Raw genomic sequence first — 22,201 nt, forward strand, 5'->3', positions numbered from 1 at the left:
AATTTAAATGAAAACTACAGTTGATTGTTCAAAGGGTATTAAAATTGGTTATAATTCTGTAGTTAATTCTAGATGTAGATTAGATAATCGTGGCAGTATATCAATTGGGAATAATATATCAATCTCATCAGATGTATTCATTTTAACCGCAGATCACGATATGAACACTTCTGATTTTGCTGGGCGAACTAGAGGTGTAATTATTGATGACTATGTTTGGGTTGGTACACGTGCCATAATCATGCTTGATATAACTATTGGAATAGGAGCGGTAGTTGCAGCTGGTTCTTTAGTCACAAAAAATGTAATGCCTTATCAAATTGTTCCAGGAGTTCCTTGTAAGTTTATTAAGGAAAGAGTTAAGGACTTAAAGTATGATCCAACTTACAAATGCTTATTTCAATAAAAAGTTATACGTATGAAAATTCTTTTTGTCTGCGGATCCGTAGAACCGGGTAAAGATGGAGTAGGCGATTATACTCGAAGATTGTGTGGAGAATTAATTCGCCAAGGACATCAAGCACAGATTCTATCATTGTGTGACAAGCAGGCTGTAAATTTTGTGAGTCAAACCCAAATTATTGAAGAAACTCCAGTTATTGTAAGACGCATCCCTATGGGTACTTCTTCTAAACAGCGACTGGTTTTGACTCAACGGACTCTAAAGAAAGAAGCACCCGATTGGATTTCACTGCAATTTGTACCCTACAGTTTCCATCCAAAAGGTTTACCGTTTTGGTTGCCTAGTTTTTTAAAAAATCTCAAAGGGAAGCACCAATGGCAGATTATGTTTCATGAGTTGTGGATAGGTATCGAGAGGAGTAGTTTTTTTAAAAATAAATTAATTGGTTTAGTTCAAAAACAACTTATCCAAAAAATAAAAAAGAGTATTGAACCAAAAGTTGTACATACACAATCCAAAATATATCAGTACTACCTGAGTAAAATTAATATTAATGCGATTTATTTACCCCTTTTTGGAAATGTTTCTGTGACTGCTACTAAAAATAGAAATTTAAAACAGTTGGTATTTGTAGTTTTTGCCACCATTTACGACAATTCTCCTTTTGAAGATTTTATCATCGATCTAAAAAAAGAGATGCAGGGAACGGATAAAGAAATCAAATTTATTTTTATTGGCCGAAATGGAGACTTATTGAATATCTGGACTTTAATACTGGAGAAGTATTCTATTTCATATGAGTTGCTCGGGGCTTCGAGTGAAGTAACAATTTCTGAAGTATTTATGAATGCGAATTATGGAATTTCATCTACTCCTTATAAAATTTCGGATAAAAGTGGAGTGGTAGCTGCGATGCGTGAACATCATCTTCCCATCATCAATGTAGCTAAACTTTGGATTGATCGAGATGATATTAGTATTTCAGTTAAGGATATTAATCACTTTCAAAAGGGAACCCTCTCTTTAAATAAATTTTCAGAAATAGCGGACAATCGTTTGACTACTGTGTGTTTTATTTTTTTGAAATCGATTTCTAATAATTAGTTATGAAAATCCTTTTTTTTAGTCATTCTTTTTACCCTAATATTGGGGGAATTGAAACCGTTTCCATGCAGTTGGTAAATAACTTTATTGAGCGTACAGATGTTTCGATTATCGTAGTATGCCGTACAAAAGAAATTGGAAATTTACAATTACCCTTCGATGTTGTCAGAGATCCATCAATAAAAAAGATTGTCAGTTTACTTGAATGGTGTGATGTAGTTTTTGAAAATAATCCCTGTTTTGGAATGAGCTGGGTCAATTTTATAATTCGAAAACCCAAAGTAGTAGCGCTACATACGTGGATTGTAGTTCCTGGTTCTAATATAACACTTCTGCAAAAATTAAAAAAAACATTGCTATCTGATTATAATGCAGTTATTGCCTGTAGTAACAAGATTAGATCTTATACTTTCGAAAAAGCCCTAGTTATTGAAAATGCTTATGACACTGCATTATATTATGATAAAAAAGAAGTTAAAACGATGGATTTTGTTTTTTTAGGTCGTTTAGTATCAGACAAAGGTGCGGATATGTGCATAGAATTGATACAAGAGTTGAAGAAAAATGATGGAAAAGAATATTCTTTAACGATTATTGGTGATGGTCCTGAAATGGAAGATCTTAAGGAGTTAACAAAAAACTATAATTTAAACCCTCAGGTTCGTTTTCTTGGTTTCTTAAAGGGAATAGCTATTGTGAGGGAATTAAATATTCATCGTTTTTTATTAGTTCCTTCCCGCTGGGAAGAACCCTTTGGTCTAGTAGCTCTTGAAGGTTTGGCCTGCGGTTGCATCCCTATTGTTTCAGATGGAGGAGGCTTACCCGATGCGATAGGTAAAGCTGGGGTACTATTTAAGCGTAATTCTCTTTTATCATTAGTTCAAACAACAAAGAAGCTATTAAAGAATAATGCAGATCAAACAAGGCTTATACAATTAGCTAATTCACATTTAAATTTACACACCCAAAAGGAAGTATCGCAACGTTATTTTGATGTGATTTTAAAAGCCTTGAAATTATGAAAACACTTCTTTCACATCCTACTCTCAATGCGAATGCCAAAGCCGTAGTCAATGGATTTTTGAGGCAAAAAAGTTTGCATCAATTGTATACTACCGTTGCTGTTTATCCGGGTCAATTTCTATATCTGCTCAGTAAAATCGAGTTGTTTAAGGATTTTAGAAGAAGACAATTAAATGCACTTTGGCAACCTTTTACGAAATCCCGTGCTTTTTATGAATTGGGGCGCCTCCTTGCTTCAAAATTAAAAATGAATGGGCTTATCGCTCATGAAAAAGGTATTTTTTGTATTGATCAGGTGTACCAAGAGCAGGATATTTGGGTGGCAAAAAATTTAAAAAAAGCAAAAGGTTTAGAAGCAGTATATGCTTATGAGGATGGTGCTTTAGCTACTTTTAGAGCAGCCAAGGAACTCGGGATTTTATGTGTTTATGACTTGCCGATTGGCTATTGGAAAAGTGCACGTCTATTATTGCAGGCTGAACTCGATTGCAATCTGGCTTGGGCCTCTACTTTGACTGGTTTTAAGGATTCGTCCGAGAAATTGGCTCGAAAAGATAAAGAATTGGCTTTGGCAGATGTGATTTTTGTCGCCTCTAGTTTTACAAAAAAAACCCTACAAGACTATTCGGGGAAACTTCCCGAAATAAAAGTCATTCCTTATGGATTTCCTGATGTGATCTTCGATAAAACATATCTTCCGTTAGTTGACAGAAAACTTAAAGTTTTGTTTATTGGTGGATTGTCGCAACGCAAAGGACTTTCTTATTTGTTTAAATCCATAGAAGGATTGGAAGAGCAAGTATCTCTTACTGTAATAGGAAGAAAAGCAGTTGATGATTGCAGTGCGTTAAATGAAGCCTTAAGAAAACATACTTGGATTCCCTCGCTGCCTCATAATGAAATATTGGAATGCATGCAAAGTCATGATGTTTTGGTATTCCCTTCTCTGTTTGAAGGTTTTGGTTTGGTGATTACAGAGGCTATGTCACAGGGAACACCGGTAATTACTACCGAACGCACCGCAGGGCCTGATCTAATTAGTGCTAGTATAGACGGCTGGCTGGTTGAAGCGGGGTCTTCAGCAGCAATAAAAAAGGTGATAGTAGAAATATTAGAAAAACCAGAATTGTTGAAACAATTTGGTCAAGCAGCTCAAAGCAAAGCAAAGATGCGACCTTGGACAGCCTATGGCGATGAACTTGTGCGGGCAGTACAGCTGGTAAATACGAATATAAGTAGAAAATGACAATAAACGCTTTAACGGAAACTACAGATCGCCGCATAAAAATAGCCATTTGGATGTATTTTATCTTGTGGATTTTTGAGGGGGCATTACGAAAGTGGATTTTACCAAGTTTGGCTACTCCTTTATTGGTCGTGCGGGATCCCGTAGCGATTTACATTCTCTATCAAGCTTTTCAATTGAAAGTAAAATTTACGAATCCGTATGTTTTGTATGCCTGGTTAAGTACCGTTTTTTGTTTTATTTTCACTGTTATGTTTGGGCATGCTAACCTATTTGTGGGCATGTATGGTGCTAGAATTATGCTATTGCATTTTCCGCTACTCTTTATTATTGGGGAAGTTTTTGTGAAAGAGGATGTCCTTAAAATAGGCCGTGTACTACTTGGTTTGAATATTCTGATGACTATCATTGTTTTTTTTCAATTTAGCAGTCCCCAAACTGCATTTATTAATGTTGGTATTGGAGGTGAGGGCAGTGCTGGTTTTTCAGGTGCCATGGGTTACAACCGACCACCGGGAACCTTTTCGTTTACCTCTGGTTTAACTATTTTTTATACAGCAGTATCTGTTTTTGTCTTTTACTTTTGGTTGTCCAAAGATTCCTGCTCTAAAATTCTACTTTATTCCAGCACGATAGCCTTGGTTATCGGTTTACCACTCACTATTAGCAGGGGAGCCGTCGTAGGTGTTTTAGTGGTAGGATTATTTGCCATTATAGCTTCAGGGACTAATGGTAAAACCCTAATTAAGTTATTTATTACAGGAGTTGTCCTTTATCTTTTAATCCTAGTCTTGCAAAATTATACTGCAATCTTTAAATTAAGTACGGAAGTATTTATGAGTCGGGTAGATGCTGCGAATCAAGATGGCGGGTTAAAAGAATCTATTTTTTTAAGAGCACTGGACAGTTTCGTAGGACCAATAGTTGATTTATTAAATCAACCCCTACTAGCAGGGAATTTAGGAATGGGCACGAACGCTGGTGCTAAGCTCTTAACCAGTAAGTCAGGTTCTTTCTTGATTTCAGAGGGAGAATTTGGTCGTTTGGGAGGGGAGCAGGGGCTGATTTTTGGAGGTGGCCTTATTGCCTTGCGTATCTTCCTAGCCATCCATTTTGCTGTAAAATCCTGGAGATTACCACAAGATGAAAAACTACTTCCTTTTATTCTATGCGGTGCTGCCTGCATTGCCTTGATACAAGGCCAATGGGCACAACCTACTGTTTTAGGCTATGGAGTGCTCATGGCTGGTTTAGTGGTAGCCTGTTTTAAAAAAGAGGAAATTCCTTTAGTGAAAAGTTAATTTATGAAAACTAAAATAATACTTATTGGCAATTATACAGCTGATAAGCAATTCAGTATGCAGATTTTTGAAGCATTGATGGCAGAAGGTTATTCAAAATCAAAATTCGGAGTTAGTGTAATGCGTCCTAATGTACTTTTTGGGAAAATGGTTGGTGATACTTCCAGATTCGCAAAATGGTTCGGTTATATAGATAAATTCCTGCTATTTCCATTACAGCTTCTGTTAAAAAGAACTATAAATTTTATTTTATTCCAAAAAGAGCAGTATCATATTTGTGATCATTCCAATGCATTTTATCTTTATTTCTTACCCAAGAATAAAACGCTAATTAGTTGTCATGATGTATTAGCGATCAGAGCAGGTTTAGGTTATCCTGATACGTATTGTACAGCTACAAAATCTGGAGAAGTATTACAAAGAATTATATTAAACGCGCTTTCAGGAGCTAGGAAATTGGCTGCCGTATCGGAATTCACATTAAACCAATTAAGGGAGATTGATACTCAACCGCAGCTGAAAAAAAATTGGATATGTATTCACAATGCGCTCTCTGAAAAATTCGTGCCTTTATCGGAAGATGAAACTCAAAAAATATTAGGAAAATTTGAATCCCTTCAAGGCAAAGCATTCCTATTGCATGTGGGTTCTGGTTTGGAGCGTAAAAACAGAAAGGTATTGATAGGTATGATTTACGAACTCAAAGATGATTGGGATGGCCTATTGGTTTTAGCTGGAGCGCCCTTAAATACAGAACTCCATGATTTGATTAATAAATTGGGAGTGAGTGATCGAATCTTAGAAATAAATCGACCAACTGACATGGAAATTATAGCCCTTTATTCCAGTTGTGAAGCCATGATTTTCCCTTCCTATTCAGAAGGTTTTGGGTGGCCAATTATTGAAGCCCAAGCTTGTGGAGCTCCCGTAATTACGAGTAACAAAGCGCCTATGATGTCAGAAGTGGGCGGTAGGGCAGCATTATATGCCGATCCGGATGATGCTTCTTCTTTTGCTGACCAATTACGGAAGTTAAAAGATACGGAGTTTAGAAAAGAAGTCATTTGTCTTGGTCATGAAAACAGCAAACGATTTGATTTTAAGAATACGATGCATCAATATATTGAATTAATTAGCAAATAAAATACCAATGTTGTTCCTTAAAATAATTACTGTCCTGTTGCCGTGGACCCTAAAACGAATGATGTTGATTCATTTTTTCAAATACGAAATTCATCCCTCGGCAAAGATCGGCTTGTCTTGGATTTATCCAAAAAAACTTATTATGGAGGCTAAATCCAAAATTGGAAACTTTAATGTAGCAGTACATTTAGATTTAGTTTCTATTGGTACGTATTCCAGCATCGCCAGAGGCAACTGGATTACAGGATTTTCTAGCGGAACTGATTCGAAACATTTTGTACATCAGAAAGAACGCAAATCTAATTTGATAATCGGGAAATATTCTGCAATAACTAAAAACCATCATCTTGACTGTACCAATGTGATTACAATTGGCAATTTTGTAACTGTAGCAGGCTATTCTAGTCAATTGTTAACCCATTCTATTAATATTGAATTAAATATTCAAGACAGTCATCCTATTAGCATAGGTGATTATTGTTTTGTAGGAACGGCATGCACTCTTTTAGGAGGTTGTGTTCTTCCTGCGTACAGTGTTCTTGGGGCAAATTCTTTATTAATTAAATCCTTTATAAATCCTTATCGCTTGTATGGTGGCAATCCCGCTAAAGAGATCAAAGAACTATCTAAAGATTTTAAATATTTTAATAGAGAGCAAGGTTTTGTTTTTTAATCTTAAAATTAATTTTTAAAAGAATGAAAGTACTACACATCACCAACTCTATTGATAAAAGTGCGGGTGGTCCATCTCGTTCCGTTCCCCAAACCTGTATTGAGTTAGGTAAATTGGGTATAACCATCAAATTAATCACCCGAAAAAGTGCTGATGCAGTGATAATCAAAGAAACTTCCCATTTGACCGTAGAGTTTATGAGTATGAGGGAGTTGATTATGTATGGTTCTCGATTATCAGCAAAAGATATAGACCTTATTCATTTGCAGCACATCTGGAATCCCTATATACAAGTAATGGCTTTTTGGGCCTTTCAAAAAAAGATTCCCTATATCATAACACCCAGAGGGATGCTGGAGCCTTGGATAATGGCAAACAACCCCTTCAAGAAGAAAATAGCGCTCGCTTTGTACCAACGAAAAGCGATCCAGAGAGCAACGCATATCCATGCTACAGCCCAGATGGAAGCAGACAACATTAGATCTTTGGGTTTTAAGAATCCCATAACTATTATTCCTAACGGGATCGATTTGAGTGATGTCAAAAAAACAAAAACGGCTTATGGTTGCAAAAAAATGGTCTTTTTGTCACGCATTCATCCCAAGAAAGGCATTGAATTGTTATTGCAAGCGTGGCGCAACAGTAATACTAAAAGCTGGACACTGGAAATTGCGGGAAATGGGGAATCTAGTTATATCAATAAACTAAGTGACAGCGCCAAAGATTTAAAAAACGTAAGTTTTATAGGGCCACATTACGGGGAGTCCAAATGGGATTTTCTACGATCAGCTGATGTGATGGTACTGCCTACTTATAGTGAAAACTTTGGAATTGCGGTGGCCGAAGCTTTGGCGGTAGGAGTGCCAGTAATCACCACTCAAGGGACTCCATGGGAAGATTTAGAAACAAATAAATGTGGCTGGTGGATCGATTTGTCTGTCACCAATTTAGAAATAGCTTTGTTGAAAGCTTTCCAAACTCCGGCTCATGAACTGGAAATCATGGGAACGAACGGTCAACAACTGATTGCAGCAAAATACGATATCAAAGCAGTGGCCAAAAGCACAATTGCATTGTATCATAAAACACTTAAATAATATAAGCACCTTGGATTTATCTACTTATAGCCATTCTTTCAGTTTAAAAAACAAAATAGGAAGATTGGTATGGAATATTTGTTCTTTAATTTTTTTTCGCCCCTTTGGTTCTAGATTATTTAAAAAATGGCGTGTACTAGTTCTCAAATGTTTTGGTGCCAAAATTGAATGGTCTACGCATATTTATTCCTCTGTACGAATATGGGCCCCTTGGAATTTAGAAATGGGGGCCAATTCCAGTCTGGGACCCGAAGTAGATTGTTACAATCAGGGAATGATACGTATTGGTGCTAACACCGTAATTTCTCAGAAGGCCTATTTGTGTGCTTCCTCTCATGATTATACTCAAAAAAGTTTTCCTCTAGTGCTAAAACCTATCCAAATTGGTAATGAAGTCTGGATTGCGGCGGCTGCTTTTATAGGACCCAATGTTCGTATCGGAGATCATGCTGTAATTGCTGCTCGGGCTGTTGTTATTAAACAGGTAGATGTAAATGCGATCGTAGGTGGGAATCCAGCAAAATTGATCAAAAACAGAATACTTTAAATTAAATCCGGTTCTAGATACATTTTTGTTCTGCTTTCCTTCACAAAAAAAACACTTGAACTAACATTTGTAATAATTGCACCTGACGGGTTAATAATTAATAGTAAAGAATCGCCCATTTTAAATTCTTATCTGAGTAACACATCCCTTTCTGTTTGTAGTTGACAACCTCTTTAATAATTCAAACCAAAAATATAAACATATTGGAAAATAAATTCAGCATTATTGTATTAACCTACAATGAAAAAGATAGTCTAGAGGAATGTTTAAGTTCTATAGGATGGTGCGATGATATTGTTATAATTGACAGTTATAGTAGTGATGGAACTCAAACCATAGCCGAAAAATTGGGCGCAAGGGTTTTCGAAAATAAATTTACAGACTTTGCCCAACAACGTAATTTTGCCAATGATACGATCGATTTTAAACACGAATGGGTTTTTCATTTAGATGCTGATGAACATTTCACTAGCGCTTTAAGAGCGGAATGTAATAAAGCAATAAATGATTACGAATACGGGGCTTTTTTAGTACCTGCAAAAGAGATTCTGTGGGATACTTGGTTGAAATATTCAGCAGGTACAGTGTATCAAATGCGTTTTCACAAACTTACTGATGCCCGTTTTGAACAATATGGTCATGGACAACGCGAGGCAGATCTTAAGAAAGGAATGGGGAAATTAAACGAAGCGTATAAGCACTATTTTTTCAGCAAAGGTTTAAATCACTGGTTTTTTAAACATCTAAAATATGCTTCGGAAGAAGTTGAAAATGAACAAAATGTGAGTTTTAAACAAATCCCATTTGGAAAATTATTTAATGGAAAATCTATTGAAAAAAGACGTGTACTTAAGGCTATAAGTTACAAGATCCCGTTTCGTCCTATTTTTAAATTTTTGTACATGTATTTATTTAAATTGGGTTTTTTAGATGGTTCCGTTGGTTTCCGGTTTTGTATCATGAAGAGTATGTATGAGCAAATAATAGTGTTAAAAAAATTAGAATCTAATATTTAAAATGATGAAAAAGATATTGATTACCGGAGGCTTAGGTTTTATAGGTTCACACACGGTTGTGGAACTAGAAAATCAAGGCTATAAAGTTTGTATTATTGATAATTTATCCAATTCTACTCTTGACGTTTTAAATGGAATTGAAAAAATCACGGGCAGCCGTACTCATTTCGAAAATATTGATTTGAGAGATAAAAAAGCGGTAGCTGGGTTTTTTAAAGTTCATTCGGATATAGAAGGTGTGATCCATTTTGCAGCTTCAAAGGCGGTAGGAGAAAGCGTTGTTAAGCCTTTGCATTATTACGAAAACAATGTCAGTTCCTTGGTTTATTTGTTACAAGAAATTACCAATTTAAAAAAGCCAGTTTCCTTGATATTTAGTTCGTCCTGTACGGTCTATGGTCAGGCAGATAGTATGCCCATTAGCGAAGCTGCTCCAGTTAAGCTAGCGGAATCCCCCTATGGTAATACCAAACAAATTGGAGAGGAAATACTCAAAGATCTCAGTAAAGTAGATGTTAATATTAATACTATTTTATTGCGATATTTTAATCCAATTGGTGCGCATCCATCTTTAGAAATTGGGGAATTACCTCTTGGAAAACCTCAAAATTTAGTACCTTTTATTACCCAAACGGCTGCGGGTTTGTTTGAAAAGTTAACTGTTTTTGGTGATGACTATCCGACTGCAGACGGAACCTGCGTTCGGGATTATATTGATGTAGTTGACTTGGCAAAGGCCCATGTAGCAGCCTTAAACCGATTATTAAAAAATGAAAATGAAACTAATTTTGAAATCTACAATTTAGGTTCTGGAACCGGCAGTACAGTGCTGGAAGTCATTAGTAGTTTTGAAAGCGTTTCCGGTCAATCATTGAACTATTCTATTGGACCACGAAGAGTAGGAGATGTAGCCGCTGCCTATGCTAATACTTCATTGGCTAAGGAAAAGCTTCATTGGAATACTGTGGTGAGTTTAGATACTTCTGTAGAGAATGCTTGGAAGTGGGAAAAAAAAATAAGAAGTATAAAATAAATAACAATGAAGAAAATATTAATCACAGGAGGGGCTGGATTCGTTGGTTCCCATTTGTGTAAGCGTTTGTTAAACGAAGGTAACGAAGTGATTTGCTTGGACAATTATTTTACGGGTGCCAAAGCGAATATTGTGGAATTATTGGATCATCCTTATTTTGAAATGGTACGCCATGATATTACGGAACCTTATTATGCTGAGGTAGATGAAATCTACAACTTGGCTTGTCCAGCTTCGCCAGTTCATTATCAGTATAATCCCATTAAAACTATAAAAACTTCCGTTTTGGGTGCTATCAATGTTTTGGGTTTGGCCAAAAGGGTCAAAGCGAAAGTGTTACAGGCCAGTACCTCAGAAGTTTACGGTGATCCGTTGGTACACCCGCAACCTGAAAGCTATTGGGGACACGTGAACCCTATAGGAATACGTTCCTGTTATGATGAGGGCAAGCGCTGTGCCGAAACCTTGTTTATGGATTACCACAATCAGAATCAGGTAGCGATTAAAATCATTCGTATTTTTAATACTTACGGACCTAATATGAATCCTGTTGACGGGAGGGTAGTATCTAATTTTATTGTGCAGGCTTTGCAAGGACAGGATATTACAATCTTTGGTGATGGTTTACAAACACGATCGTTTCAATATGTAGATGATTTGGTGGAAGGGATCATACGGATGATGGGCTCTGAGCCTGAGTTTTTAGGACCAGTAAATTTAGGGAATCCTAATGAGTTTACGATGCTCGAACTGGCGAAAACAGTGATTGAGTTAACGGGTTCCAAATCAAAAATTATACATTTGGCGCTGCCGCAGGACGATCCTAAACAAAGACAACCTGATATTTCTTTGGCGAAGGCTAAATTAGAAGGTTGGGTGCCAAAGATACAATTAAGAGAGGGATTGACTACTACCATAAGCTATTTTGATCGGCTATTAATGAATAATTTGTAATTGATGTTGATATTTTTTTGGACGCGGATTAAAATTTAAAAGTTGTTTTTGCACGCAGATTATCGCGGATTAAATAAATTTTCTAATTATTACTTTTTTAGGAGTATCCCAGACTTAAATACACTTTACCATTATTATTATTATTATTATTATTCTCCATTTTTTTTAATTCTAAGTTATTATTTATGCGTATTACTATTATTACGGTATGCTACAACCGTGTTTTTACTATCGAAAAAGCGATTCAAAGTGTTTTGAAACAAAATTATCCCAATATCGAGTACATCATTATTGATGGTAATTCTACTGATGGTACTAAGGTAATTATATCGTCATATGGGGATCGTATTAGCCAGTACATTTCTGAACCGGATAAGGGTATGTATGACGCTATTAATAAAGGGTTTAAAATGGCTACTGGAGATGTTATTGGTTTAATGCATTCTGATGATGAATTTTATGATGATGATGCGATCAGTAAAATAGCAGCTTCCTTCAAGCAAGACACTAAAACAGAAGGTGTTTATGGCGATGGTGTTTACGTGTCAAATGATAGCGAAGAGCGATTAATCCGGAATCGTATTGGAGGTGCTTTTAGTCTCCAGAAAATTAAATCTGGTTGGTTGCCATTACATCCCACTGTTTATTTGAAGAGATCCGTAATTGATAAATACGGTTTTTATAATCTTGACTTTAAGATTGCTTCTGACACGGAATTTTTGTTGCGCTATTTGTATCAATATAAAATCAAAATACGCTATATCAATGCCTATATCGTTAAAATGCGAATGGGAGGCATGAGTACTAATGCGTCACGTTCTATAGAGGTTTTATATGAAGATTACAAAATTTATAGGTACCATGGTTTAGCCGCATTCCGAGTGGTTTTTCAGAAAAAAACCATTGCCTTAAAACAATATTTAGTTCATTAAAAAATCCAACATTACATAAAAAGATTACCCTTATCATGCCTCGGCTTTGTAGATTGTTTCGGCTTCCTAAATACTTCTTATTTATTTTGATCAAAAAATGATTGATGAGAATTATTGCCTAAAATACACAACTATTTAAACTTATGAAAAAAATTGCCTTTCCAATAGTTTTGCTACTCGTATTGAGTATTCAGTCTTGCGCCACAAAGAAAAAGATGTTGTACTTGCAAGACTTAGACACTTATAATAAATCGACTGTCTCCTATGCCGCTACCAAGATACAGCCCAACGATATTTTAAAAATTACAGTAAGTGACCTCAACCCATTAGTGGCTGCTCCTTTTAATATTAGTGGAGGAGGTGCACAACAAATGTCAATAGAATTAATGAAATTAAGTGGTTATTTGGTCACACCAGAAGGGACGATAAGCATGCCAGTTTTAGACACCATAAATGTTGTAGGATTACGGCCTGCGAATTTGGAACTTACGCTAAAAGCGCGTTTGATTGATGAAGGCTATCTCGTGAATCCAACAGTGCAAGTGCGGGTGATCAACAATAAATTTACTATTTTAGGAGAGGTACAGTCTCCTGGTGTAAAACCATTTACAGAGGAGTCCATTAGTTTACTCGATGCCATAGGAATTGCTGGAGATCTCACTTATGCCGGGGTTCGAACCGATATTAAACTAATTCGTGAATTGGACGGTGAACGCCTAGTTTATCATATTGATTTAACAACCGCTTCGTGGATGTCAAACCCTGAATTTCGTATTCGTCAAAACGATGTTATTGTTGTAACCCCGAACAAGTTAAAAGTAAATAGTGCCGGGTTGATCAAAGATCCTTTGCAAACTATTGGAATTATTGCTTCGCTTTTAACTCTTTATTTCTTAATATTAAAATAATACCACGATGGATTTTAAAAAAGAGTTTTTCAAGTACTTCCAATATTGGCCTTGGTTTTTAATAAGTTTACTTGTTTTTACATCAGCTGCTTATTTTTATATAAAAGTAGTTCCACCTATCTATCAAAGTTCTGCTCTCATCAATATTGATAAAAAGGAAGAGGCGAAAACACAAATAATTAGTATTAGCACCGATACAAAAAGCAGCGAAGATGACCTGGAAGACGAAATTATGCTTATTACATCTAATGACTTTTTAATAAAGGTAGTCAAAAGTTTAAAACTAAATATTCATTATTTTCAAGAGGGTTATATTCAACAAAAAGCTGTAAATATTGTTCCGTTTATTATACGTCCTACTGTATCAAATGATTTTTTATCAACCGTTTCTTATGAAGTACGTATTTCAAGGGAGGGGTTCGTTATTTATAATAAAAGCACAAAGCAGCAGCACATTATTAAAGGTCATAATGATGTTTCTGCTAGATCTGGACTCCCTTTTCGTATTGAACTAACTCCAGAGGCTATAAAAGATTTCACACGCTACCTTGATACAGAATATACGGTTAGTCTTGAATCTAACCAAGCAGCATTGCAAAATCTAAAATCATCTCTTAGGGTTGTTGCAGAGGAGAAATCAAGTGGTATCCTTATCTTGCATCATAGTGGTACTAATCCAGATCGATCCAGAAAAATACTAACAGAGCTTATTGTATTGTTGGATGCGAATATTGTTACCAACAAGCAAAAGTTATTTACCAATACTGTTTCTTTCTTGAATCAGCGGATTTCTGATTTTTTAAAAGAAAAAGATTCTATTGAAAGTAAGAAAGAAAAGTATTTACGAAATAATGATATCCTGGTTTTGGATCAATACATTGTCAATAAAACCAGTGATAAAAGTCTGAAAAAATCGGTTGCGTTGTTTAATGTAAAACAAATTTCATTGACGAAATTTGCTATTAAAGAGATCCGAAATACTCAGGGAAAGACCGCTATGGGAACTGATTATAATTTAGAGATACCAACTGTCAATCAATTGATTTCCAGTTATAATAGTAGCCTTGTAGAAAGTGAATTACTTTTAGAGCGGGCACAAAAAAACAATCCTACCTATTTGGGTGTTTTGGCACATTTAAAAGTACAAAAACAAGCGATTTTAAAAACTTTAGAGAACTATTTAAGCTATCTAAATCAAACCAATCTTGGCCTGCAATCGGAAGAGCTGATTGCTAATACAGAGGCCAGTACCATTCCTACAAAAGATAAAATATTAGGTAATATTGATAATGATCTGAGTATGAAAGAAGAAATATATCTCATTTTATTACAAAAAAGGGAAGAAGCCATATTGAATGGGGCCGTTATAGAATCAAATTTATCGACTCTAAATATGCCTCAAACCAATTATTCGCCTACTTTTCCACAGCCAAAACCTTTTCTTTTAGGAGCTTTTTTGTTTAGCTTGCTTTTGCCCTTTGGTATAGTGTATCTCTATTTGCAGTTGGATACCAAAATACATACTGAGGAAGATATAGTGGCAAAAATTAGCGATGCGTCCTTTTTAGGGACTATTCCTCAGGTTGAAGCTAGTGAAAAGTTTACCAACACGGCTAGTTCCCGATCTCTAATTTCGGAGGCAATGCGTTCCTTATATTCTAATATTTCCTATTTGCTTCCCAAAAAAAATGAAGATAAAGGGTATGTGCTATTATTTACGTCCTCTTTAAAGGGTGAAGGAAAAACTTTTTCGGCCTACCACAACGCGGTAACTATAAGTCATTCTAACAAAAAGGTATTGCTTATTGGTGCTGATTTGAGAAATCCCCAATTGCATGATTATTTTGATATTGATAAAAATAGATTAGGACTTTCTAATTTACTGTCTAACAGTAATGAGGATTGGAAAGGTTTCCTGGAAAAAAATGACGCTATTTCTGAAAACATTGATATACTATTCTCTGGAGCTATTCCTCCTAATCCAGCTCAATTATTAACCAATACCAATTTTGATCAATTGATTGAAGAAGCTAAGATTCTTTATGATTTTATAATTATAGATTCCGCACCTGTACAGATGGTTTCCGATACGCTGAATTTTAGTCATTTGGCTGATGTAACAGTATTTATCACGAGATCCAATTATTCGGATACAAAATCCCTTATTGCCGTTAAGAATCTTATGGATAAAGGACAGCTTAAAAATGTTGGTTTTATCATAAACGGGATTAATAATAAGTGTGCTTATGGGTATAATTACGGGTATAACTACGGTTATAATTATGGAATGGAGAAAGTGAAATACTCGTGGTTTAGGAAAATAAAATCAGGGAAATTCTTCTTTTATTAATGTTGTTTTTTTGTTGTGATAAATTTTCATACTGATTTGCTTTTTTATTTGCTATAATTCGGTTCAGTGATTAAAAAAGGTTTTAGATACACGTTACTTCGAGTTCGAAGCGTATCGAGAAGTTTTGTTCCGTTTCCTTTCACAAAAAAAACATTCGAACTGACTTTTTGAATCATTTCAACCCAACGAGTTAAAAACTATGATTTTTACCACAGATGATACAAAAGAGTATTGATTAAGAGGTGCTGTATATTTTAGCTCCCGTATTTAGAATTAATTATTATGCTTTATTGTTTTTGAAATCCCCTATTTTACTTATGCCAAACGCATGAAATCTTTTTTATTTTTATTAGTTGTAGCGTGCATTATTGCTGTGTTCTATTTTTCTTGGTTGCCGAATCCTAATTTGGGTACCGAAATTTATTTGCCTTCCTGGCTCCTGGAATGGAGCAATTACTATTATAATCTCCGCACGGCAGTTCCTTTCGTAGCTATTGGATTTTTATTGGAAGCATCCTCACGGATAAAAAAAACAAAAGAAGAGGTTAGAAGTACTCTGAGACTTTTTATCCAAAACACGGCTTTTTCAGCGGTCATAATTTGTATTGCCGAAGGCGGTCAACTTGTCCTTCAGAATCGGACTTCAGATTTTAGAGATGTTTTTTTTGGAGTAATGGGGAGTTTAACAAGGAGCCTAGTATACTATGTGTTAAGACCCTTTTTTAATTTAAAAAAGATTTCCGATGAGAAATAGATATAAATTCACCTTCATTATTTGGTGTTTCCTGACAGATTTAATGGCCTTAGTTTTTGGAGTTCTTTTGTTTTTAAGGATTAATACTGAAACAGCTATTGAATGGAATGATTTACTTCTCAGTAAAATGGTTCCTATAACGATCCTGAGTTGGTTGTTTTCCACGACCTACTTCCGTTTGTATCGAGTTGACACCCTTTTTAGTGTAGATTCTTTTTACAGAAACAGCTGGCGTTCCTTATTGACACAAAGAATCCTTTGGCAAATTTCAATTTTTATTTTTCAGGGTAGTCTTCAAGATTCCTTTGGGAGTCGTGCGCATTTGTTTCAATTGAGTTTTTTGCTAGTCTATATTTTATTATCCCGAATTTTGTTTACGCTCATTTTGACAAAAATAAAAAAATGGGTTAGCAAACCGTATGTCGTTGCGATTTGGGGTTTCAATAAAACCAGTATTGAATTGGCTTCAAAATTAGAAACCAACTCTTATTTTATTCATTTTGTGGGTATTATTAATGAAAATTATTCGGAGGATTTTAAAACCAAAGAAGTCTTTAGCATTGCTCTTAGCAGCGCTATTCACAGCGCTGCATCCAATAATATCAATGAATTGTACATCGTAACTAAGCCTGATTTTATCAGTGATTTAAATTATTATTTTGAGTTGGGGGATAAGCATAGTATGCGTTTAAAATTTGTACCTGATTTTTCGACAATCACAAAAGTTCATTTTAGTACTGGCAATTTAGATAATTTCCATGTGATAAAACCCCGTCATGAACCACTGCAAAATGCTTATAATCGATTGATTAAGAGAGTTTTTGATCTTGTTTTTAGTATTTTGGTTATTGTGTTTGTCCTGTCCTGGTTGTATCCTATTTTGGCTTTTCTGATTAAAAAACAAAGTCCGGGCCCCGTTTTATTCAAACAATTACGTACGGGGAAAAAGAACGAAGCCTTTTGGTGTTATAAATTTCGCAGTATGCAAACCAGTGGATTTGATGAAAGTCAACAGGCTCAAAAAGGGGATGCCCGTATTACTCCGATCGGGAAATTTATCCGGCGAACCAGTTTGGATGAGATGCCACAATTTTTTAATGTTTTATTAGGAAGTATGAGTGTTGTAGGACCTAGACCACATATGCTTCAGCATACTATGGATTATAATAATCAGATTAGTAATTTCATGGTTCGTCATTTTGTTAAGCCCGGTATTACAGGTTTAGCCCAGGTTACGGGTTTACGAGGAGAAACCAAAAAAGTATCGGATATGAAGCGCCGTGTACGAGCTGATATTGAATATGTTCAAAATTGGAGCCTGATTAAAGATGTTAAAATTTGTTTTTTAACTGTTATTGTTACCCTGAAAGGGGATGAGAAAGCTTTTTAAACTTAAAAAATAGAACTTATGAACTTCATTTATTACTTTGCAGGTCTGCTCTCAGGAATTTCTGTCGCCACTTTTTTTATTGGTAAAGAATTGCATCACTATTATGTCAAGAACAAGGTGCAACGAAAACAGTTGGATCGGATGTTAAAATTGAATGATAAAATGCATAAATCCAAAGTTTTTGTATCTACTGAAAACTCGAAATTAAATGTAGAGGCATAGCATTATTTTTATGTCTTTTTGTCGGGTATTGTTTTGATTTAAAGAAAAAAACCAAAAGAATATTAAATACCGAGCAAATTACTTTCTTGATTTTTATACTTGTTTTAACAATTACGATGAACTGGATATGATTTAATAAGTCATATTGTTAGAAATAAAAATTTTGATTTTTTTAAACCTTTTTTTAAAGCGGTACTTCTGTCTGTTATTCTTCCTCTATTTAAAAAAAAAGATTCTTAATCAACAGGTAATAATTTTTATTCTTTTTTAAAGTCTTGTCCAGTACACATCATACTCAATTACACAGGAAACCAAAAAGTATTGTACCTACAAATCCTATAAATTATTACTATTACAATTCACCCCATTAAAATAAATAAATGAGTCTATCTCCCCAGATTTTAGATGCCGTAAATGAATGGCTAAGTCCTAGTTTTGATATCGTGACACAAGAATTGGTACAGGAGCTACTGACTTCTTCACCAGATGAGGTGGAGGAGCATTTTTATAAAAATCTGGAATTCGGAACCGGGGGCATGCGAGGACTTATGGGTGTTGGGAACAATCGTATTAATAAGTATACCCTTGGAAAAAGTACGCAAGGACTTTCCGATTATTTGCATACCTGTTTTCCCAATCAGCCCATTAAGGCGGTTATTGCTTATGATTGCCGACATAATAGCTCGAGTTTGGCTAAGGTGGTTGCCGATGTTTTCTCTGCCAATGGGATCCAAGTGTATTTATTCTCGGATTTGCGTCCCACGCCTGAATTATCGTTTGCCCTTAAATATTTAGACTGTCATTGCGGTATTGTGCTTACCGCTTCTCACAATCCCCCCGAATACAATGGGTATAAAGTTTATTGGCAAGACGGAGGTCAAATTGTCCCTCCCGAAGATGCGGAAATAATTAATGTGATTGAAAAATTGAATTACAATCAGATTAAGTTCAACGCTAATGAAAGCTTAATACACTATATCGACACTGAAATAGATCAGGCTTTTATTCAATCCTCGATTGCGAATACCAGCTTTAAGACGCCAAAAAAAGCCAAGGAAAATTTAAAAATTGTATTTACTTCGCTACACGGCACTGCTATAACGGTAGTTCCCCAAACTTTATCACAAGCGGGCTATCACAATGTGTATCTTGTTGAAGAACAAGCAGAACCCAACGGAAATTTTCCTACGATACAATCCCCCAATCCTGAAGAGCCCGATGCTTTAGCAATGGCTTTGGCCTTGGCGAATACCGTGGGTGCCGATATTGTTATAGGAACCGATCCAGATGGAGATCGGTTGGGCGTTGCCGTTCGAAACACTGAAGGGCAAATGATTATATTGAACGGGAACCAAAGTATGATTTTAATGACTAATTTTTTATTAGATCAATGGGCTCAGTCAGATAAAATTAATGGCAAGCAATTCGTGGGTTCTACCATAGTTTCAACTCCCATGATTGCAGTATTAGCTGAAGCTTATGGTGTGAAATGTAAGTTAGGTTTGACCGGATTTAAATGGATCGCTAAAATGATCAAAGATTTTCCTGATTTAGAATTCATAGGAGGAGGGGAAGAAAGTTTTGGATATATGGTGGGCGATGCTGTTCGCGATAAAGATGCCGTCGCTGCGACTTTATTGATTTGTGAAGTGGCGGCCCAGGCTAAAGCCAAAGGAAGCTCCGTTTACGAGGAATTACTGCAGTTGTATGTGCAGTATGGTTTTTATCAGGAGCATTTAATTTCGATCACCAAAAAAGGGATTGAAGGATTAGCTGCGATCAAACAGATGATGGTTTCCTTCCGAGAAAATCCTTGGCAGGAGCTGAATGGTCAAAAAGTGATTCGCATTGAGGATTATAAATCTTCATTTGCTCAAAACCTTTTGACGGGGAAAACAGAAATTTTGTCCTTTCCTAAGGCCGATGTGTTGATTTTTTTTACAGAAGACGGCTCTAAAATTTGTGCACGACCTAGCGGAACGGAGCCTAAAATTAAATTTTATATTAGTGTGCATTCTCACTTAGATTGCGTTGAAAACTATATCAAGATAGCCAGTTCTTTAAAGGAAAAAATTAATTCTATTCAGATTCAAATTGAACTAGAACTTGATACAGTCTCTTAAAAAGACCGTCGTAAGGTGATTCCATTAGTAGCTCTACTGATTTAAACCTATTTATTCATTACCACTAAACAATTTTTAAACTTAAATATTACATTATGAAGTCAATTTTTTTATCAGGAATTTTTCTGCTATTTCCTTTAATCCCCCTTTTTGCTCAAGAAAAGATTAATGACGAGATTCTAGAAGAAGGTTTTAATTCTGAACTATCGAAGCATAGAACTAACTATTTTTTAACTTTGGGTTTGAATGTCTTGGATAACGGAAATAGCAAATTACCTTTTAATGCGGATGAATGGTCCATTACGAATCCTTTTTTTATCAGTTTAGAGCGTCGTAGTGATGGTTCTGATTTTTCTGCAGTATTGTCTTTTTCAACCAATAAGTTAAAAATTAAATCTATAGATCGATTTTATTATAGCATAGATGCCTCAGCACGCTATTATTTTGATGATTTAATTTTTAATAATACCGATATTGAGACTTATGTCGGTTTAGGATTAGGGCGTTTTTTTTTAGAGAATAATGGTAATAATAGCTTAAATATTAGTGGTGGAGGGCGTTATTGGTTTTCAAAAAATTTTGCATTATTTTTTGAAGTGATAGGTAAAGTAGGATTGAAACCGATGAACGAATCAGTGTTAAATCATTATGCCTATAATTTTGGGATAGTATGGGGGACCAGTGCAAGAAAGAAAATACTTGAGGAAACTCCAATAGCTTTGGAAGAAAGCCTTTTAGAAGAAGAAGTAGTCGCTTTAAAGGAAGATGTTATAAAAGATAAAGAGGTAGTAGTTTCTATTATGGAAAGCGTTATAAAAGATAAAGAGAAAGTTGTCGCTTTAAAGGAAAATATTTTAAAAGAAAAAGAAGAATTAGTGTCAAAATCAAATGAAAAAGATGTAGTAAAACTTTCGCTTTCGGAGGCGAAAACGGCAGAAGCATTAGTTTCTAAATTGAGTAATCGTACTTTTCCAGGTGAAATTCCAACACGACTTGATTATACCGGAGATTGGTACATACGAATTACGAACTCAGAGAAGACCTCTTTGATCTTTGAGCACGCCTTGTTTTCTACTTACAGCAGCTCTGAAGATGATGGAACGATGTGGATTAGCGATGCTAAAAAAGGGCCATGGCTGCAGTGTAAAATTTCCGTAAATTTAAAGGAAGGTACTTTTACAGCTGTCGCACAACCGAACATTATCGATAAAGGAACATTAACTATTACAGAGGGTAGATTTGAAAAAGGAACAGGAGTATCGAAAGCAGGAAATATAGTCGATAAAATTTATTTCAAAGCAGAATTTAGTTATGATCCAGGGAATATTTTAATTTTTGAAGGGAGTAAAAGTACTGGATTAAAAGTTGATAAATATTAATATTTTAGAACAATATTAGTTTTCTCCATTAAAAATATTTGATGAATAAGTTTTTATAGTTTTAGGTTACAAACATTCCCGATGTTTTTCGCATCAAAGTGAATTGTATTGGGGATTTTGTGTTGTGATGCTTTATGAAGCAGTTTTTTATGGTTTGCATATAGTTATGATTTTGATATGGTTTCTAATGAGTTACCAATTTTTGCTTTTTGATACATCCGTCAAAAAAAACATCAAAAAAAACACTAAGAAAGATTAAAAATAGTTTTTTTATTTAAAGAAACTAGCTAGGCGATATCATTCAATTTTTTTAGAGCACTATGATTATTTAAAGGAGCAGAAACGAAAGTTTTATTCTCCTTTTTTAATATAGGCAGGATTCAAGTTATAAATGCAACTTTTTGATTAAACATATAATTAGGTGTTTCAAAATTAAATCTTTTTCTTGGTCTATTGTTTAATTTCTCTTGTATTTCTATAATTTTCTCTGGAGTTATTTCATCAAATGATGATGATTTGGGTATGTATTGTCTTATTAATCCATTTAGATTTTCATTTGCACCACGTTCCCAAGGGCTGTAAGGGTTGGCAAAGAAAAAATCT

The 22,201-nt window shown here is 35.1% G+C and carries 21 protein-coding genes; 20 read left to right on the forward strand and 1 reads right to left on the reverse strand.

Features of this window, described 5'->3' with window-relative positions; genetic code table 11:
* Positions 1 to 7: 7 nt before the first annotated feature.
* The 20 genes from ACP7AV_RS13830 (at position 8) to ACP7AV_RS13925 (ending at position 21,598) form a co-directional block, all read left to right on the forward strand.
* The gene (locus ACP7AV_RS13830) at positions 8 to 406 is read left to right on the forward strand and encodes an acyltransferase (RefSeq protein ID WP_426092452.1); all 399 of its coding nucleotides are present in this window, start codon (positions 8 to 10) and stop codon (positions 404 to 406) included.
* Positions 407 to 418: 12 nt separating this feature from the next.
* Positions 419 to 1,507 carry a hypothetical protein gene (locus tag ACP7AV_RS13835; protein ID WP_426092453.1) on the forward strand — a complete coding sequence of 363 codons (1,089 nt, stop codon included), beginning with the start codon at positions 419 to 421 and terminating at the stop codon, positions 1,505 to 1,507.
* Between the two features lie 2 nt (positions 1,508 to 1,509).
* Positions 1,510 to 2,529 (forward strand): glycosyltransferase family 4 protein, encoded by a 1,020-nt coding sequence (locus tag ACP7AV_RS13840; protein WP_426092454.1) that lies wholly within the window; start codon positions 1,510 to 1,512, stop codon positions 2,527 to 2,529.
* Positions 2,526 to 3,776, forward strand: a complete 1,251-nt coding sequence (locus ACP7AV_RS13845; protein ID WP_426092455.1) for a glycosyltransferase family 4 protein — start codon at positions 2,526 to 2,528, stop codon at positions 3,774 to 3,776. The genes ACP7AV_RS13840 and ACP7AV_RS13845 overlap by 4 nt, the downstream gene beginning before the upstream one ends.
* Positions 3,773 to 5,077 (forward strand): hypothetical protein, encoded by a 1,305-nt coding sequence (locus ACP7AV_RS13850; protein ID WP_426092456.1) that lies wholly within the window; start codon positions 3,773 to 3,775, stop codon positions 5,075 to 5,077. The genes ACP7AV_RS13845 and ACP7AV_RS13850 overlap by 4 nt, the downstream gene beginning before the upstream one ends.
* Positions 5,078 to 5,080: 3 nt before the next feature.
* Complete coding sequence (locus ACP7AV_RS13855) at positions 5,081 to 6,220, forward strand: glycosyltransferase family 4 protein (RefSeq protein ID WP_426092457.1); 1,140 nt, start codon at positions 5,081 to 5,083, stop codon at positions 6,218 to 6,220.
* A 142-nt stretch (positions 6,221 to 6,362) separates the two neighbouring features.
* The gene (locus ACP7AV_RS13860; RefSeq protein ID WP_426092458.1) at positions 6,363 to 6,893 is read left to right on the forward strand and encodes an acyltransferase; all 531 of its coding nucleotides are present in this window, start codon (positions 6,363 to 6,365) and stop codon (positions 6,891 to 6,893) included.
* Positions 6,894 to 6,916: 23 nt separating this feature from the next.
* Positions 6,917 to 7,990, forward strand: coding sequence for a glycosyltransferase (locus ACP7AV_RS13865; protein WP_426092459.1), 1,074 nt, complete (start codon positions 6,917 to 6,919; stop codon positions 7,988 to 7,990).
* A gap of 223 nt (positions 7,991 to 8,213) precedes the next feature.
* On the forward strand, positions 8,214 to 8,537 hold the full coding sequence (locus tag ACP7AV_RS13870; protein ID WP_426092460.1) for a hypothetical protein: 324 nt from the start codon (positions 8,214 to 8,216) through the stop codon (positions 8,535 to 8,537).
* A 203-nt stretch (positions 8,538 to 8,740) separates the two neighbouring features.
* Positions 8,741 to 9,553, forward strand: a complete 813-nt coding sequence (locus tag ACP7AV_RS13875) for a glycosyltransferase family 2 protein (RefSeq protein ID WP_426092461.1) — start codon at positions 8,741 to 8,743, stop codon at positions 9,551 to 9,553.
* Position 9,554: 1 nt separating this feature from the next.
* Positions 9,555 to 10,586, forward strand: a complete 1,032-nt coding sequence (gene galE / locus ACP7AV_RS13880) for a UDP-glucose 4-epimerase GalE (protein ID WP_426092462.1) — start codon at positions 9,555 to 9,557, stop codon at positions 10,584 to 10,586.
* 6 nt (positions 10,587 to 10,592) lie between these two features.
* A complete protein-coding gene (locus ACP7AV_RS13885; RefSeq protein WP_426092463.1) occupies positions 10,593 to 11,540 on the forward strand; it encodes a UDP-glucuronic acid decarboxylase family protein in 948 nt (315 codons plus the stop codon).
* Positions 11,541 to 11,725: 185 nt separating this feature from the next.
* Positions 11,726 to 12,472: a glycosyltransferase family 2 protein gene (locus ACP7AV_RS13890; RefSeq protein WP_426092464.1), complete on the forward strand. Its 747-nt coding sequence runs from the start codon at positions 11,726 to 11,728 to the stop codon at positions 12,470 to 12,472.
* A 215-nt stretch (positions 12,473 to 12,687) separates the two neighbouring features.
* Complete coding sequence (locus tag ACP7AV_RS13895) at positions 12,688 to 13,380, forward strand: polysaccharide biosynthesis/export family protein (RefSeq protein ID WP_426092465.1); 693 nt, start codon at positions 12,688 to 12,690, stop codon at positions 13,378 to 13,380.
* Positions 13,381 to 13,387: 7 nt separating this feature from the next.
* Positions 13,388 to 15,730, forward strand: coding sequence for a polysaccharide biosynthesis tyrosine autokinase (locus ACP7AV_RS13900; RefSeq protein ID WP_426092466.1), 2,343 nt, complete (start codon positions 13,388 to 13,390; stop codon positions 15,728 to 15,730).
* A 328-nt stretch (positions 15,731 to 16,058) separates the two neighbouring features.
* Positions 16,059 to 16,484 carry a hypothetical protein gene (locus ACP7AV_RS13905; protein WP_426092467.1) on the forward strand — a complete coding sequence of 142 codons (426 nt, stop codon included), beginning with the start codon at positions 16,059 to 16,061 and terminating at the stop codon, positions 16,482 to 16,484.
* Positions 16,474 to 17,874, forward strand: a complete 1,401-nt coding sequence (locus tag ACP7AV_RS13910) for an exopolysaccharide biosynthesis polyprenyl glycosylphosphotransferase (protein WP_426092468.1) — start codon at positions 16,474 to 16,476, stop codon at positions 17,872 to 17,874. The genes ACP7AV_RS13905 and ACP7AV_RS13910 overlap by 11 nt, the downstream gene beginning before the upstream one ends.
* Before the next feature lie 18 nt (positions 17,875 to 17,892).
* Positions 17,893 to 18,096 (forward strand): hypothetical protein, encoded by a 204-nt coding sequence (locus ACP7AV_RS13915; protein ID WP_426092469.1) that lies wholly within the window; start codon positions 17,893 to 17,895, stop codon positions 18,094 to 18,096.
* A gap of 380 nt (positions 18,097 to 18,476) precedes the next feature.
* Positions 18,477 to 20,219 carry a phospho-sugar mutase gene (locus ACP7AV_RS13920; RefSeq protein ID WP_426092470.1) on the forward strand — a complete coding sequence of 581 codons (1,743 nt, stop codon included), beginning with the start codon at positions 18,477 to 18,479 and terminating at the stop codon, positions 20,217 to 20,219.
* Between the two features lie 95 nt (positions 20,220 to 20,314).
* Positions 20,315 to 21,598, forward strand: coding sequence for a lipid-binding protein (locus ACP7AV_RS13925; protein WP_426092471.1), 1,284 nt, complete (start codon positions 20,315 to 20,317; stop codon positions 21,596 to 21,598).
* Between the two features lie 380 nt (positions 21,599 to 21,978).
* Here ACP7AV_RS13925 and ACP7AV_RS13930 read toward each other — a convergent pair.
* A partial coding sequence (locus ACP7AV_RS13930) for an IS30 family transposase (RefSeq protein ID WP_426065122.1) occupies positions 21,979 to 22,201 on the reverse strand: 223 nt, incomplete at its 5' end.

It is taken from the genome of Flavobacterium sp. DSR3-2 (assembly GCF_049896525.1).
GTDB lineage: Bacteria > Bacteroidota > Bacteroidia > Flavobacteriales > Flavobacteriaceae > Flavobacterium.

Bases quoted from the DNA above. Each gene is read 5' to 3' on its own strand.
- ACP7AV_RS13830 (WP_426092452.1), top strand. From the start codon at position 8: ATGAAAACTACAGTTGATTGTTCAAAGGGTATTAAAATTGGTTATAAT.
- ACP7AV_RS13835 (WP_426092453.1), top strand. From the start codon at position 419: ATGAAAATTCTTTTTGTCTGCGGATCCGTAGAACCGGGTAAAGATGGA.
- ACP7AV_RS13840 (WP_426092454.1), top strand. From the start codon at position 1,510: ATGAAAATCCTTTTTTTTAGTCATTCTTTTTACCCTAATATTGGGGGA.
- ACP7AV_RS13845 (WP_426092455.1), top strand. From the start codon at position 2,526: ATGAAAACACTTCTTTCACATCCTACTCTCAATGCGAATGCCAAAGCC.
- ACP7AV_RS13850 (WP_426092456.1), top strand. From the start codon at position 3,773: ATGACAATAAACGCTTTAACGGAAACTACAGATCGCCGCATAAAAATA.
- ACP7AV_RS13855 (WP_426092457.1), top strand. From the start codon at position 5,081: ATGAAAACTAAAATAATACTTATTGGCAATTATACAGCTGATAAGCAA.
- ACP7AV_RS13860 (WP_426092458.1), top strand. From the start codon at position 6,363: ATGGAGGCTAAATCCAAAATTGGAAACTTTAATGTAGCAGTACATTTA.
- ACP7AV_RS13865 (WP_426092459.1), top strand. From the start codon at position 6,917: ATGAAAGTACTACACATCACCAACTCTATTGATAAAAGTGCGGGTGGT.
- ACP7AV_RS13870 (WP_426092460.1), top strand. From the start codon at position 8,214: ATGGGGGCCAATTCCAGTCTGGGACCCGAAGTAGATTGTTACAATCAG.
- galE (WP_426092462.1), top strand. From the start codon at position 9,555: ATGATGAAAAAGATATTGATTACCGGAGGCTTAGGTTTTATAGGTTCA.
- ACP7AV_RS13885 (WP_426092463.1), top strand. From the start codon at position 10,593: ATGAAGAAAATATTAATCACAGGAGGGGCTGGATTCGTTGGTTCCCAT.
- ACP7AV_RS13890 (WP_426092464.1), top strand. From the start codon at position 11,726: ATGCGTATTACTATTATTACGGTATGCTACAACCGTGTTTTTACTATC.
- ACP7AV_RS13895 (WP_426092465.1), top strand. From the start codon at position 12,688: ATGTTGTACTTGCAAGACTTAGACACTTATAATAAATCGACTGTCTCC.
- ACP7AV_RS13900 (WP_426092466.1), top strand. From the start codon at position 13,388: ATGGATTTTAAAAAAGAGTTTTTCAAGTACTTCCAATATTGGCCTTGG.
- ACP7AV_RS13905 (WP_426092467.1), top strand. From the start codon at position 16,059: ATGAAATCTTTTTTATTTTTATTAGTTGTAGCGTGCATTATTGCTGTG.
- ACP7AV_RS13910 (WP_426092468.1), top strand. From the start codon at position 16,474: ATGAGAAATAGATATAAATTCACCTTCATTATTTGGTGTTTCCTGACA.
- ACP7AV_RS13915 (WP_426092469.1), top strand. From the start codon at position 17,893: ATGAACTTCATTTATTACTTTGCAGGTCTGCTCTCAGGAATTTCTGTC.
- ACP7AV_RS13920 (WP_426092470.1), top strand. From the start codon at position 18,477: ATGAGTCTATCTCCCCAGATTTTAGATGCCGTAAATGAATGGCTAAGT.
- ACP7AV_RS13925 (WP_426092471.1), top strand. From the start codon at position 20,315: ATGAAGTCAATTTTTTTATCAGGAATTTTTCTGCTATTTCCTTTAATC.